Below are 12,419 nucleotides of genomic sequence, written 5' to 3' on the forward strand. Positions count from 1 at the left end.
AACTTACGCAATTACCTTCAAACGCCCACGCTTATCGGCTGTAATTTTTTAACGATCACCGAAGCAACTTGTCGTTTGCTTCGTTTTGCTTTGCTGCGATCAGCGAAGCCTTGTAGTCTAACACGATTTTTTAAGTATCGTCAAACTTTTTTCGCTTTCTTCAACTTCTTTTTTCGCATCCCGAATCTTTCGATTCAAGCTGCTGAAGTTGTTTTCAGCGGAGCCTTCGATTATGCACTGTTTTTCAACACCGCGTCAACTTTCGAAGACTTTTTTCGCTTTCCACTTCTTCTTTCCTGCAACCCAAACCTTTCAGTTCAAGTCGCTGAAGTTGTTTCCAGCGAAGCCTTCGATTATGCACTGTTTTTTCAAACCGCGTCAACTTTCGAAGACTTTCTTCACCACCCACAACCAGCACTCCTGAGAGCTCCAGTCGCTTCAAACACCAGAGGTATTCAGCAGCGAAGCCTGCCAGTGTATGTCATTTTGGGCGCCGAAGCCAACACGAGATGAAAAGAATCTTGCAGTGAGGCCGCTCCACAGCTTGCCGCGTCTTCAGGCACCGCTTGATCTCACGGCGTTCCCCAAGAGCGACTCCATTCGCCCCCTTATATAGAGAGGCGCACGCTCCCCCAACCAGGGCGCCATCGAGCAACTCCCGCAGCGCCTCCATGACAGCAGAGACATTCACCAACCTCCCTCGGCTCAGCCCCCAATGAAAAAGGCCCGTCGGACATACGTCCGACGGGCCTTTGAACCAACTCAACTACAGCCGGCCGCTCAGCGCCCGGCCCAGCCTTGCTTAGTAATAACGCGAGCTGTTCATGCGGCGCATCGCTTCATACAGCGTGGGCATGCGCACTTCTTGCGAACGACGGTTCATGCGAGCCAGGGCGTCGACCTTGGCGACGGCTTGGACCGACACGACGTCGTCCGACTGCTGACGCCACACCGCGGCTTGCAGCTCTTGCATGATGCGCGGATCGCTCTGGGCGGTCGCCAGGAAGCGGGCGTCTGCACGCGCTTGCGCACGGCGCTCTGCAGCTTCGCGCCACAGGGTGGCCAGGCTGCTCTTGCGGACCGAGCCGACGAAGAGTGCGAACAAGGCGATGGCGGCGACACAGAACACGGTCCATGCGGCGAGCAGCGCGCCTTCGTCCCAGTTGGAGACGATCTTGTCGGCGACCACGAGCACGGCGGCCGCAAGGGCCAGCACGAACAGGGCGATCAGCGGACGGGCGCCATGGGCACCGGCACGGGCGGCCTGGATCTGGCCGAAGAGAACTTCGGCGCGACGGACGCCGGGATGTTCGGTGGGTTGGTCAACGTGGACAAAGCTGGTCATGATGCATCCCTCCTGGGGACAAGTGGTAATCAGTGGTGGCGAACAAGGCCGATGACTCGATATTAGGGATTACCCCAGTGTTCCGCCACTTTATCTTTTTGATGTTTATCATTCATATCGCTGATGGACGTCAATTTCCGCACATTCGACCTCAACCTGCTGCGCGTCTTCGACGAGGTGATGGCAGAGCGCAACCTCACGCGCGCCGCCCGCAACCTCGCAATCACCCAGCCGGCCGTGAGCAACTCGCTGCGCCGCCTGCGCGAGCTGCTGGGCGACGAGCTGGTGCGGCGTTCCGGTGCGGGCGTGGAACCCACGCCGCGCGCGCAAGCCCTCTGGCCGACGGTGCGCGACGCCTTGCGCCAGCTGCAGCACACGCTGGCGCCCGGCGAGTTCGATGCCGGCACCGCCGACACGACCTTCCTGCTGGCCATGGCCGATGCCACGGCCGCCGAACTCATGCCGGGCCTGGTGAAGATTGCGGAAGAAGAAGCCCCGGCCATCTCGCTGCGCGTGCTGCCGCTGACCACGCGCGACCCGCGCCGCATGCTGGAGCACGAAGAAGTCGACATGGCGATCGGCTACTTTCCCGCCGTGATCGCGAGCCTGGCGGCGCGCGGCCAGTCGGGGGTGGGGGTGCCGTTCGAGACCCAGCGGCTCTATCTGGGCCAGTATGTCTGTGTGATGCGACGCGGCCATCCGCTGGCCAGCGCACCGCTGACACTCGACAGCTACTGCACAGCGCGGCACCTGCTGGTGAGTTTTTCGGGGCGGCCGTACGGCTTCATCGACCAGACGCTGGGCGCCATGGGGCGCGAGCGGCGGATCGCGGTGACGGTGAACCAGTTCTTCACCGCGGGGCGCGTGGTCGCGAACTCGGACCTGCTGGCGGTGTTGCCGCGTCACTTCGTGAGCGTGACGGGCATCGAGAATCAGCTGGTGGTGCGGGACCTGCCCTTCGACCAGCCGCCGGTGCACGTGGATGCCATCTGGCACCGGCGCGCCCAGCATGGGCATTCGCACGAGTGGCTGCGCACGGCGCTGTTGCGCTCGGCGGCCGCGGCGTTCGCGGGCTCGGTCCACGGGCAGGCGTGACCTGCCCTTGGATCCCGGGTGCGCCGCACGGGGCGACGCGCGTCGGCGAATTACCTGACGACGCTGAGCCAGGCGGAAGCCGCCGCACGCAGTTCTTGCGCGTGGTGCGCGCCGCGACCGGCACGGCTGTCGGCGCTTTCCATCAGCGCAGCGGCGTGGCTGGCGGGGGTCTGGCTCGGCGACGAACGGAAGAAACGGGCCACTTGGGCAAGAAGACTGAACATGACGGTGCGCGGCTTGTGGCTGCGACGGGGTTGATTAACGATGGAAGTAGATTAAGGGTAATCCCTAGTAAAGCAAGCCCCAAGTTATGCATCTCACGCATAGTGCGATTCACCTAGACTGACCCGACGATGAAGCTGCAACTGCTGTCCGACCTGCACCTGGAATCCCACCCCAACTTTCATGCCGACCCCATTCCGGGCGCCGACCTGCTGGTGCTGGGAGGCGATATCGGCTCGTACCAGGAAGGCTCCCGCCTGACGGACACCGATTTCGGCCTGGGCCGCTTCTCGCCGCGCAAGGGCTGGCCGACGCCGGTGGTCTACGTGCCGGGCAACCACGAGTACGACAACCTCGACTTCGACGCGACGCATGCGCGCCTGCGGGCGCTGTGCGACGAGCTGGGCATCCTCTGGCTGGAGCGCGAAACGCTGGTCATCGAAGGCATCCGCTTCATCGGCACCACGCTGTGGGCCGATTTCGACGCGCTGGTCGAGCCCCGTGACGGCCTCGCCGAGGCGCTCAAGAAGCGCGGCAAGGCGATGCGTGCGGCCGACTTCTACCTCGAGAAAATGGCCGGCACGCGCAACGGCAAGCCCTTCATGTCGGCCGAAATGAGAGAGCAAGCGCTCACCTGCCAGACCTGGTTACGTGATGCGCTGGCCCAGCCTTACGACGGCACGACGGTGGCCATCACCCATTTCGCGCCCAGCCTCGCCAGCGCCGATCCCCGCTATGGGCTCACGCCCGGCACCGCGGGTTTCTGCAATTCGCTCGACGAGTTGCTGCCGCACGCGCAGCTGTGGCTGCACGGCCACCTGCATTGCCCGTTCGACTATGTGAAGGACGGCTGCCGCGTGGTCGCCAATCCGCTGGGCTACCGCAGCAACGGCGAGCAAGAGGGCTACCAGCCCCAGCTGCTGATCGAGATCCGCTGACCGGCCGTTTTGCCGCTCAGGCGGTGCGCCCCTTGGCCACGAGCCGGATGCCCGGCATGAGCTCGGCCGCGAGTTCGGGCCGCTCCAGCGCGTAGTCGAGGTTCATGCGCGCGATCTCGACGTGCTCCTCGCCGAGCGCCTGGGCGCGCGAGCCCTGGCCGCGCTCGATGGCCTGCACCATCGCGTGGTGCGTGCGGTGCGCCTGGCGCATCCACTGCTGGCCCTCCTCCATCGACGACTGCATGGGCAGCATCGCGCTGGGCGCGGCGAAGGGCTGGCCGCCGAGCATGTCCATCACGCGCTTGAGCGCAAGGTTGCCGCAGCCTTCGAGAATCAGCCGGTGGAAGCGGTCGTTCATCTCGACGTACGCCGCGTAGTCGTCGATCTCCATGCTGGGCTTGTTGACGGCGCGGTCGCCATCTTCCAGGCAGTCCTTCAGGTCGCGCAGCAACTGGCGCGACACGCCGTCTTCCGCCAGCAGGCGGGCGGCAAAGCCCTCGATCACGCCGCGCACGCGGATGGCGTCGGCCACTTCCTGCGAGGTGAAGCGGCGCATCTGGTAGCCGCCGCTGGGCGACTGCTCGATGAGGCCTTCGTGCTCGAGGCTGGCCAGCGCCAGGCGCACCGGCGTGCGCGAGGCCCCGAGCTTCTCGGCCAGCGGGATCTCGGCCAGCCGCTCTCCGGGCACGAATTCGCCCTTGAGGATCAGGTCGCGCAGTTGCACGAGCACGCGGGATTGTTGGGAGTCCATCGGGAGGCGCCAGGGCAACAAGGAGAGGGATGAATGGGCGGATTCTAGGAGACCCGCCCGCCACTGCACGCAGCATAGCCAAACGGGCGCGGTTGTTGCATGCACCGCAAACAGAAGTGTGTCAAAAACACACAACCACCTCAGAGTTAACCCTATATATGGCCGCTTCAAGCCCCAAAACGGGGCGAATCGGCCGATGGAAGTTTGACCTTTGTCAAAAATCACCAAGACAATGCATACAACTGCATGCAATGCCTGCAGGCCTTCTGACAAAGACCTCTCGATGGAGCCCGCACGATGATCAGCGCCGAGCAAAACGATTTCATCACCCGCGTCGGACCCGGCGCGCCCGCCGGCAAGCTGCTGCGCCGCTACTGGCAGCCGGTGGCCCTGGCCGACGAACTGGCGGGCCCGCGCCCGGTCAAGCCCGTGAAGCTCATGGGCCAGGACTTCGTGCTGTTCCGCGACGAGAGCGGCCAGCTCGGCATGCTCGACCGCGACTGCCCGCACCGCGGCGCCGACCTCGCCTTCGGCCGGCTGGAAAACGGCGGCATCCGCTGCGCCTTCCACGGCTGGCTGTTCGACGCCAAGGGCAACTGCCTGGAGACCCCGGCCGAGCCCGCCACCAGCAAGCTGTGCAGCCGCATCAAGCAGTCGGCCTACCCGGTGGTCGAGAAGGCCGGCGTGGTCTTCGCGTACATCGGCGAGGGCGAGCCCCCGGCCTTCCCCGACTTCGACTGCTTCGTCGCGCCCGACAGCCACACCTTCGCGTTCAAGGGCCTGTTCGAATGCAACTGGCTGCAGGCGCTCGAAGTGGGCATCGACCCCGCGCACGCCTCGTACCTGCACCGCTTCTTCGAGGACGAAGACACGTCGGAAAGCTACGGCAAGCAGTTCCGCGGCGCCTCGGCCGACTCCGACATGCCCATCACCAAGGTGCTGCGCGAGTACGACCGGCCCGACATCAGCGTGGAGCCCACCGACTACGGCTTCCGCCTGAAGGCGCTGCGCAAGCTCTCGGAAGACACCACCCACGTGCGCGTGACCAACGTGGTGTTCCCGCAGGCCTTCGTGATCCCGATGAGCGCCGAGATGACCATCTCGCAGTGGCACGTGCCCGTGGACGACACGCACTGCTACTGGTATGCCGTGTTCACGAGCTTCACCGGCCCGGTCGACAAACAGCAGATGCGCGACCAGCGCCTGAAGCTGTACGAGCTGCCCGACTACACCTCGCGCAAGAACAAGCGCAACAACTACGGCTACAGCATCGAGGAACAGCTGACCGAAACCTACACCGGCATGGGCGACGACATCAACGTGCACGACCAGTGGGCGGTGGAGTCGCAGGGCGCCATCCAGGACCGCACGCGCGAGCACCTGGGCAGCACGGACAAGGGCATCATTGCCTACCGCCGCGTGCTGGTGAAGGCCATCGAGGCCACGCTCGCCGGCGAAACCGCGCCGATGCTCATCGACGCCGCCCAGGCCAGCGCCATGACCGGCCCGCCGTCGATCGACGGCATTGGCAAGGTGGTCGACGAAGCCGCCACCGAGGCCTACTGGCAGGACGCCGACCGCGCGCGCCGCCTGAAGTCCGACTGGGCGTCCGCACGGCTCGCTGCCTGAGCACGCGCCATGAGCAGCACCAACACATTCGTCGACCGCTTCGGTCTCTGGTCGGCCGACCAGCATGCGCAGGCGCGCGAACTCGTGCGCCGCATCGACAGCGGCGAGGTGGACACCGTCCGCTTCGCCTGGCCCGACCAGCACGGCCTGCTGCGCGGCAAGACCCTGGTCGCGGGCGAAGCGCGCTCGGCCCTGTGGGAGGGCGTGAACCTCACCTCCACCCTGCTGGCCAAGGACACCTCGCACAAGACCGTGTTCCCCGTGTTCACGCAGGGCGGCGGCTTCGCCATCGAGGGACTGCAGGGCGGCGCCGACTTCACCATCGTGGCCGACCCCGCCACCTTCAAGGTGCTGCCCTGGGCGCCGCGCACCGGCTGGATCCTGTGCGACGCCTACATGGCCGACGGCCGGCCCTGCCCTTTCGCCACGCGGCAGATCCTGCAGCGCGCGGTGACGCAGCTCGACGAGCTCGGGTTGGACTTCATCGCCGGCCTCGAGGTCGAGTTCCACGTCTTCAAGCTCGAAGACGCGCGCATGGGCCTGACCGACTCGGGCCAGCCCGGCGAACCGCCGCGCGTGTCGCTGCTCTCGCACGGCCACCAGTACCTGACCGAGCTGCGCTACGACCGTGTCGACGGCCTCATGGAGCTGCTGCGCTCGCAGCTCGTGGCGCTCGGCCTGCCGCTGCGCTCGCTCGAGATCGAGTTCGGCCCGAGCCAGTTCGAGCTCACCTTCGGCCCGACGGCCGGCGTGACGCCCGCCGACACCATGGTGCTGCTGCGCAGCGCCATCAAGCAGATCTGCCAGCGCGCCGGCCTGCACGCCACCTTCATGTGCCGCCCGAAGATCCCGAACGTGATGTCCAGCGGCTGGCACCTGCACCAGTCGCTGCGCCGCAAGAGCGACGGCGTGAACGCCTTCATGCCCGAGCCCGGCGGACGCGACCTCAGCGAGATCGGCATGCACTACCTCGGCGGCCTGAAGGCGCACGCCTGCGGCGCGGCGGCACTGGCCAGCCCGACGATCAACGGCTACCGCCGCTACCGCCCCTTCTCGCTCGCGCCCGACCGCGCGATCTGGGCACGCGACAACCGCGGCGCGATGCTGCGCGTGCTCGGCGGCCCGGGGCAGAACGCCTCGCGCATCGAGAACCGCGTGGGCGAACCGACGGCCAACCCGTACCTGTACCTCGCGTCGCAGCTGTTCTCGGGGCTCGACGGCATCCGCCACCAGACCGACCCCGGCCCCTCGGCCGACGCGCCGTACGAAACGCCGGCGGAGCAACTGCCGCGATCGCTCGGCGACGCCCTCGCCTGCCTGCGCCGCGACGAGATGCTCAACACGCAGATGGGCAAGACCTTCGTCGACTACCTGTGCCACATCAAGGAAGCGGAAATCGCCCGCTTCAACCTCGAAGTCAGCGAGTGGGAACACCGCGAGTACTTCGACATGTTCTGAACCCTTCTTTCATGCCCACGATCCACTACATCCTCAAGGACGGCACCACGCGCGAGGTCGACGCCAAGGTCGGCGCCAGCGTGATGGAGACCGCCATCCGCGGCAACGTGCGCGGCATCGACGCCGAGTGCGGCGGCTGCTGCTCGTGCGCGACCTGCCACGTCTACGTCGACGACGCGTTCCTCGAACTGCTGCCGCCGCCCGACGACATGGAAAGCGCGCTGCTCGATGCCGTCGCGTCCGAGCGCCGGCCCGGTTCGCGCCTGAGTTGCCAGCTCAGCGTGAGCGCCGCCCTCGATGGCCTCACGGTGCGTGTGCCCGATACACAGGTCTGACCAACGCGTCGGGCATCATCGCCCGCTGCCAAACATCCGGTTACAAGCCAGCGGCGCCCGTGCGGCGCATTCCACTCCCACTGAAAGGCGTTTTTTCATGACGACGACGATGACCAAGCGAACCCTCCTCTCGACCCTGCTGCTCGCCGGCCTCGGCATGGCGGGTGCCGCTCAAGCCCAGACCACGGAGCCGCTGCGCATCGGCCTCATCGCGACCTACTCCGGCCCTTACGCCGACTACGGCCGCCAGTTCGACGCCGGCATCGCGCTGTACCTGAAGGAGCACGGCGGCAAGGTGGGCGGTCGCACCGTCGAGATCATCAAGAAGGACACCGCCGGCCCCGCGCCCGACGCCGCCAAGCGCATCGCACAGGAGCTCATCGTGCGCGACAAGGTGAACGTGCTCACCGGCCTGGACTTCAGCCCCAACGCCTACGCCGTGGGCGCCATCGCCACGCAGGCCAAGATCCCCACGCTGGTGATGAACGCGGCATCGTCGGCCATCACCACCAGCTCGCCCTACGTGGCGCGCCTGTCGTTCACTGTGCAGCAGGTCACCGACCCGATGGCGCGCTACATGCTCAAGCAGGGCGTGAAGGACGCCTACACCGTGGTCGCCGACTACGCCTCGGGCGCCGATGCCGAGACCGCGTTCAAGAAGGCCTTCACCGCCGGCGGCGGCAAGGTCTCGGGCGAGGTGCGCACGCCGATGAACAACCCCGACTTCTCGGCCTACGTGCAGCGCATCAAGGACGCCAAGCCCCAGGCCGTGTTCTTCTTCTTCCCCTCGGGCGTGATGCCGCCGGCCTTCCTCAAGGTGTGGAAGGAGCGCGGCATGGAGCAGGCCGGCATCAAGCTCTTCGCCACCGGCGAAGCCACCGACGACAGCTACCTGGACGCCACCGGCGACGTGGCGCTGGGCCTCGTGACCAGCCACCACTACTCGTTCGCGCACAACTCGCCGAAGAACCAGAAGTTCGTGAAGGACTTCGCCGCCGACAACGGCACCAAGCTGCGCCCCAGCTACTTCGCCGTGACCGCCTACGACACCATGGCCGCCATCGACCTGGCGCTGGCCAAGACCAAGGGCGACACCGCCGGCGACAAGTTCATGGACGCGCTCAAGGGCCTGAGCTTCGAGAGCCCGCGCGGCCCGATCGAGATCGACGCCGCCACGCGCGACATCGTGCAGACCGTCTACATCCGCAAGACCGAGCGCGCCAACGGCCAGCTGGTGAACGTGGAGTTCGACAAGTTCGAGCGCGTCAAGGACCCGGCCAAGGAAGCCGCTCCCAAGTAAGCCAACGCCAGCCAGCACGCAGCAAGCAGGAAATTCATGGGCATCGTGATCTTCGATGGAGTGGCCTACGGCATGCTCCTGTTTCTCATCGGCGTGGGCCTGTCCATCACGATGGGACTCATGAATTTCGTCAACCTCGCGCACGGCAGTTTCGCGATGGTGGGCGGCTACGCGGCCAGCGTGCTCATGAACCAGTGGGGCCTGGGCTTCGGGCTCTCGCTGGCGGCCGCCTTCGTGGCGGCGGCGGTGGTGGGCGCGGTGCTGGAGTTCGTGTTCTACCGGCGGCTGTACCGCGCGCACCCGCTGGACCAGGTGCTGCTGTCGATCGGCGTGGTGTTCGTCTCGATCGCCGCGTTCACCTACTTCTTCGGCCCGACGATGCAGCCCTTCACGCTGCCCCAAGCGCTCGAGGGCCAGGTGTCGCTGCTGGGCCTCGAAGTGGGCCGCTACCGCCTGTTCCTGATCGGCTGCGGCGTGGCCGTGCTGGTCGCACTGCTGCTGGGCCTGGGCAAGACGCGCTACGGCGCGATGGTGCGCGCCGCGGTCGACAACCAGCGCGTGGCGGGCGGCACGGGCATCCACGTGCAGCGCCTGTTCTTCCTGACCTTCTCGCTGGGCTGCGGCCTGGCGGGCCTGGGCGGCGCGCTGAGCCTGGGCATGCTGGGGCTGGAGCCGTCGTTCCCGCTCAAGTACCTCGTCTACTTTTTGATGGTGGTGTGCGTGGGCGGTGCGGGCACCGTCACCGGGCCGTTCATCGCGGCGCTGCTGGTCGGCATCGTCGACGTGGCGGGCAAGTACTACCTGCCTGAAACGGGCGCCTTTCTCATCTACGTGTTCATGATCGTCATGCTGCTGGTGCGCCCGAACGGCATCGTCGCCAAGAAGGGGCTCGCATGAAGCCGCTGAGCCTGTCCCCCGCGCAGCTGCGCGTGGCCGAAATCGCCTTCTGGCTTGCGCTCGCCTCGAGCTTCTTCCTCTTGCCCGACAAGCTCACGCTGATGAGCCAGATCATGATCTTCGGGCTCTTCGCCGTGTCGCTGGACATGGCGCTGGGCTACGCGGGCATCCTCACCGTGGGCCACGCGGCCTTCTTCGGCGCGGGCGCCTATGCGGCCGGCCTGCTCGCCAAGTACGGCTGGAGCGAGCCCTTCACCGGCCTGGCGTTCGCGCTCGCCGTGTGCGGCCTGCTGGGCTACGTGCTGAGCTACCTCGTGGTGCGCGGCGCCGACCTCACGCGGCTGATGATCACCATCGGCGTGTGCGTGCTGCTGTTCGAGCTGGCCAACCGGCTCTCGGGCATCACGGGCGGCACCGACGGGCTGCAGGGCGTGGTGATCGCGCCCGTGCTGGGCCTGTTCGACTTCGACCTCTACGGAAAGACCGCGTTCGGCTATGCCTTCGGCGTGGTGCTTGCGATGTTCCTGCTCGTGCGGCTGGTGCTGCGCTCGCCCTTCGGCCTGGCGCTGCGCGGCATCCACGACAGCCGCAAGCGCATGACGGCCATCGGCTCGCCGGTGGAAGCGCGCCTGCGCATGGCCTACGCGATGTCGGCCGCGGTGGCCGGCGTGGCGGGCGCGCTGCTGGCGCAGACCACGCAGTTCGTGGGCATCGAATCGATCAGCTTCAACCGCTCGGCCGAAGTGCTGATCATCCTCGTGCTCGGCGGCACCGGGCGACTGTACGGCGGGCTCATCGGCGCCATCGTCTACATGCTGGTGCACGACTGGTTCGCCGACATGAACCCGCAGTACTGGATGTTCTGGCTCGGCATCTTCCTGATCGCGGCCGTCATGCTCGGACGCGGCGGCATCATGGGCGCGCTCTCGCGCGTGGTGCGCACGGGGAAGGCGCGATGACTTCGAACACCACCACGCACGCCCTGCGCACGCAGAACCTGGGCATCCGCTTCGGCGCCTTCCAGGCCGTGAGCGACGTCAACCTGTCGCTCGAACCCGGTGCGCGGCAGGCGCTGATCGGCCCCAACGGCGCCGGCAAGACCACGCTCATCAACCTGCTCACGGGCGTGTTCAAGCCCACCAGCGGCCACATCCACCTGGGCCCGCGCGACATCACGCGCCTGCCCGGCGACAAGCGCGCCCGCATGGGGCTGGCGCGCACCTTCCAGATCAACACGCTGTTCCCCAGCCTCACGCCGCTGCTGTCGGTGGTGCTGGCCATCAGCGAGCGCGAAGGGCTGGGCGCCACCTGGTGGCGGCCGCTCAAGGGCTGCACCGCCGTGTTCGACGAAGCGCATGCGCTGCTGGCCACGCTGAAGCTCGACGCCCTGGCCGACGTGCCCGTGGCCGAGCTGGCCTACGGCAAGCAGCGGCTGCTCGAGATCGCGCTGGCGCTCGCCGCCAAGCCCCGCATCCTGCTGCTCGACGAGCCCGCCGCCGGCGTGCCGGAGGACGAGAGCGGCGAACTCTTCGAAGCCATCGCGGCGCTGCCGGCCGACATCAGCGTGCTCTTCATCGAGCACGACATGAAGCTCGTGTTCCGCTTCGCGCGCCGCATCTCGGTGCTGGTGGGCGGACGCATCCTCACCGAAGGCACGCCCGCCGAGATCGGCGCCGACCCGCGCGTGCGCGAGGTCTACCTGGGAAGCTCGCACCACCATGGCTGAAACCGCCGCCCTCGCCTTCGACCGCGTCACCGCCGGCTACGGCAACGCCGTGGTCCTCGACCGCCTCGACTTCTCGCTGCGGCCCGGCGAAAGCCTGGCCATCCTCGGGCGCAACGGCGTGGGCAAGACCACGCTGCTCGAAACGCTGATGGGCAACACCCGCGTGATGCAGGGCGCGATCCGCTGGCAGAGCGCCGACATCACGCGCTGGCCCGCGCACCAGCGCGTGCGCGCCGGGCTGGGCTGGGTGCCGCAGGAGCGCGAGGTGTTCCCCTCGCTCACGGTGGAAGAAAACCTCACGGTGATCGCCCGCCCCGGCAGCTGGACCTTGCAGCGCGTGTACGAGTTCTTTCCGCGCCTGCGCGAGCGGCGCGGCAACTACGGCAACCAGCTCTCGGGCGGCGAGCAGCAGATGCTGGCCATCGGCCGCGCGCTCATGACCAACCCGAAGCTGCTGCTGCTCGACGAGCCCATGGAAGGCCTCGCGCCGATCATCGTGGAAGAGCTGGCCGCGGCGATCCGGCGCCTGTGCGAATCGGAAGGCCTGGCCTCGATCGTGGTGGAGCAGCACCCGGTGCTGGCCCTGGACATGACGCACCAGGCGATCGTGCTGGAGCGCGGCACCGTCGTGCACGCCGGCCCGAGCGCGGCGCTGGCGTCCGACAAGGACTTGCTCGAAGGTTTGCTGGGCGTCGGCATCGCCGAGGCGCCGGCCGGCTGAAC

At 66.9% G+C, this 12,419-nt stretch carries 14 protein-coding genes; 11 read left to right on the top strand and 3 right to left on the bottom strand.

Annotated elements, in window-relative coordinates; genetic code table 11:
• A partial coding sequence (locus AC07SQ_RS18925) for a hypothetical protein (RefSeq protein WP_495276207.1) occupies nucleotides 1–513 on the top strand: 513 nt, incomplete at its 5' end.
• 289 nt (nucleotides 514–802) lie between these two features.
• Here the strand turns inward: AC07SQ_RS18925 and AC07SQ_RS18930 are convergent.
• Nucleotides 803–1,345, bottom strand: coding sequence for a hypothetical protein (locus AC07SQ_RS18930; RefSeq protein ID WP_307638443.1), 543 nt, complete (start codon nucleotides 1,343–1,345; stop codon nucleotides 803–805).
• A gap of 123 nt (nucleotides 1,346–1,468) precedes the next feature.
• Between AC07SQ_RS18930 and AC07SQ_RS18935 the strand changes: the two genes are divergently transcribed.
• Nucleotides 1,469–2,440, top strand: coding sequence for a LysR family transcriptional regulator (locus AC07SQ_RS18935; RefSeq protein ID WP_062470498.1), 972 nt, complete (start codon nucleotides 1,469–1,471; stop codon nucleotides 2,438–2,440).
• Between the two features lie 50 nt (nucleotides 2,441–2,490).
• On the opposite strand, the gene AC07SQ_RS18940 is transcribed toward AC07SQ_RS18935, so the two are convergent.
• Nucleotides 2,491–2,664, bottom strand: a complete 174-nt coding sequence (locus AC07SQ_RS18940; RefSeq protein ID WP_167394953.1) for a hypothetical protein — start codon at nucleotides 2,662–2,664, stop codon at nucleotides 2,491–2,493.
• Nucleotides 2,665–2,793: 129 nt separating this feature from the next.
• Between AC07SQ_RS18940 and AC07SQ_RS18945 the strand changes: the two genes are divergently transcribed.
• On the top strand, nucleotides 2,794–3,600 hold the full coding sequence (locus AC07SQ_RS18945) for a metallophosphoesterase (protein WP_495272506.1): 807 nt from the start codon (nucleotides 2,794–2,796) through the stop codon (nucleotides 3,598–3,600).
• A gap of 16 nt (nucleotides 3,601–3,616) precedes the next feature.
• Here the strand turns inward: AC07SQ_RS18945 and AC07SQ_RS18950 are convergent, their stop codons facing one another.
• Complete coding sequence (locus tag AC07SQ_RS18950; RefSeq protein WP_062470492.1) at nucleotides 3,617–4,351, bottom strand: GntR family transcriptional regulator; 735 nt, start codon at nucleotides 4,349–4,351, stop codon at nucleotides 3,617–3,619.
• Between the two features lie 297 nt (nucleotides 4,352–4,648).
• Here AC07SQ_RS18950 and AC07SQ_RS18955 point away from each other — a divergent pair, with 297 nt between their 5' ends.
• The 8 genes from AC07SQ_RS18955 (at nucleotide 4,649) to AC07SQ_RS18990 (ending at nucleotide 12,417) form a co-directional block, all read left to right on the top strand.
• Complete coding sequence (locus AC07SQ_RS18955) at nucleotides 4,649–5,980, top strand: aromatic ring-hydroxylating dioxygenase subunit alpha (protein ID WP_495272507.1); 1,332 nt, start codon at nucleotides 4,649–4,651, stop codon at nucleotides 5,978–5,980.
• A 9-nt stretch (nucleotides 5,981–5,989) separates the two neighbouring features.
• A complete protein-coding gene (locus AC07SQ_RS18960) occupies nucleotides 5,990–7,438 on the top strand; it encodes a glutamine synthetase family protein (protein ID WP_495272508.1) in 1,449 nt (482 codons plus the stop codon).
• Between the two features lie 11 nt (nucleotides 7,439–7,449).
• A complete protein-coding gene (locus AC07SQ_RS18965) occupies nucleotides 7,450–7,773 on the top strand; it encodes a 2Fe-2S iron-sulfur cluster-binding protein (protein ID WP_062470484.1) in 324 nt (107 codons plus the stop codon).
• Nucleotides 7,774–7,870: 97 nt separating this feature from the next.
• A complete protein-coding gene (locus tag AC07SQ_RS18970; RefSeq protein WP_495272509.1) occupies nucleotides 7,871–9,073 on the top strand; it encodes an ABC transporter substrate-binding protein in 1,203 nt (400 codons plus the stop codon).
• A 36-nt stretch (nucleotides 9,074–9,109) separates the two neighbouring features.
• On the top strand, nucleotides 9,110–9,970 hold the full coding sequence (locus tag AC07SQ_RS18975) for a branched-chain amino acid ABC transporter permease (RefSeq protein ID WP_495272510.1): 861 nt from the start codon (nucleotides 9,110–9,112) through the stop codon (nucleotides 9,968–9,970).
• The gene (locus AC07SQ_RS18980; RefSeq protein ID WP_307696760.1) at nucleotides 9,967–10,929 is read left to right on the top strand and encodes a branched-chain amino acid ABC transporter permease; all 963 of its coding nucleotides are present in this window, start codon (nucleotides 9,967–9,969) and stop codon (nucleotides 10,927–10,929) included. The genes AC07SQ_RS18975 and AC07SQ_RS18980 overlap by 4 nt, the downstream gene beginning before the upstream one ends.
• Nucleotides 10,926–11,696 (top strand): ABC transporter ATP-binding protein, encoded by a 771-nt coding sequence (locus tag AC07SQ_RS18985; protein WP_070061345.1) that lies wholly within the window; start codon nucleotides 10,926–10,928, stop codon nucleotides 11,694–11,696. The genes AC07SQ_RS18980 and AC07SQ_RS18985 overlap by 4 nt, the downstream gene beginning before the upstream one ends.
• A complete protein-coding gene (locus tag AC07SQ_RS18990; protein ID WP_495272511.1) occupies nucleotides 11,689–12,417 on the top strand; it encodes an ABC transporter ATP-binding protein in 729 nt (242 codons plus the stop codon). The genes AC07SQ_RS18985 and AC07SQ_RS18990 overlap by 8 nt, the downstream gene beginning before the upstream one ends.
• Nucleotides 12,418–12,419 lie beyond the last annotated feature (2 nt).

The organism is Variovorax sp. GW821-FHT06D12 (genome assembly GCF_059419205.1).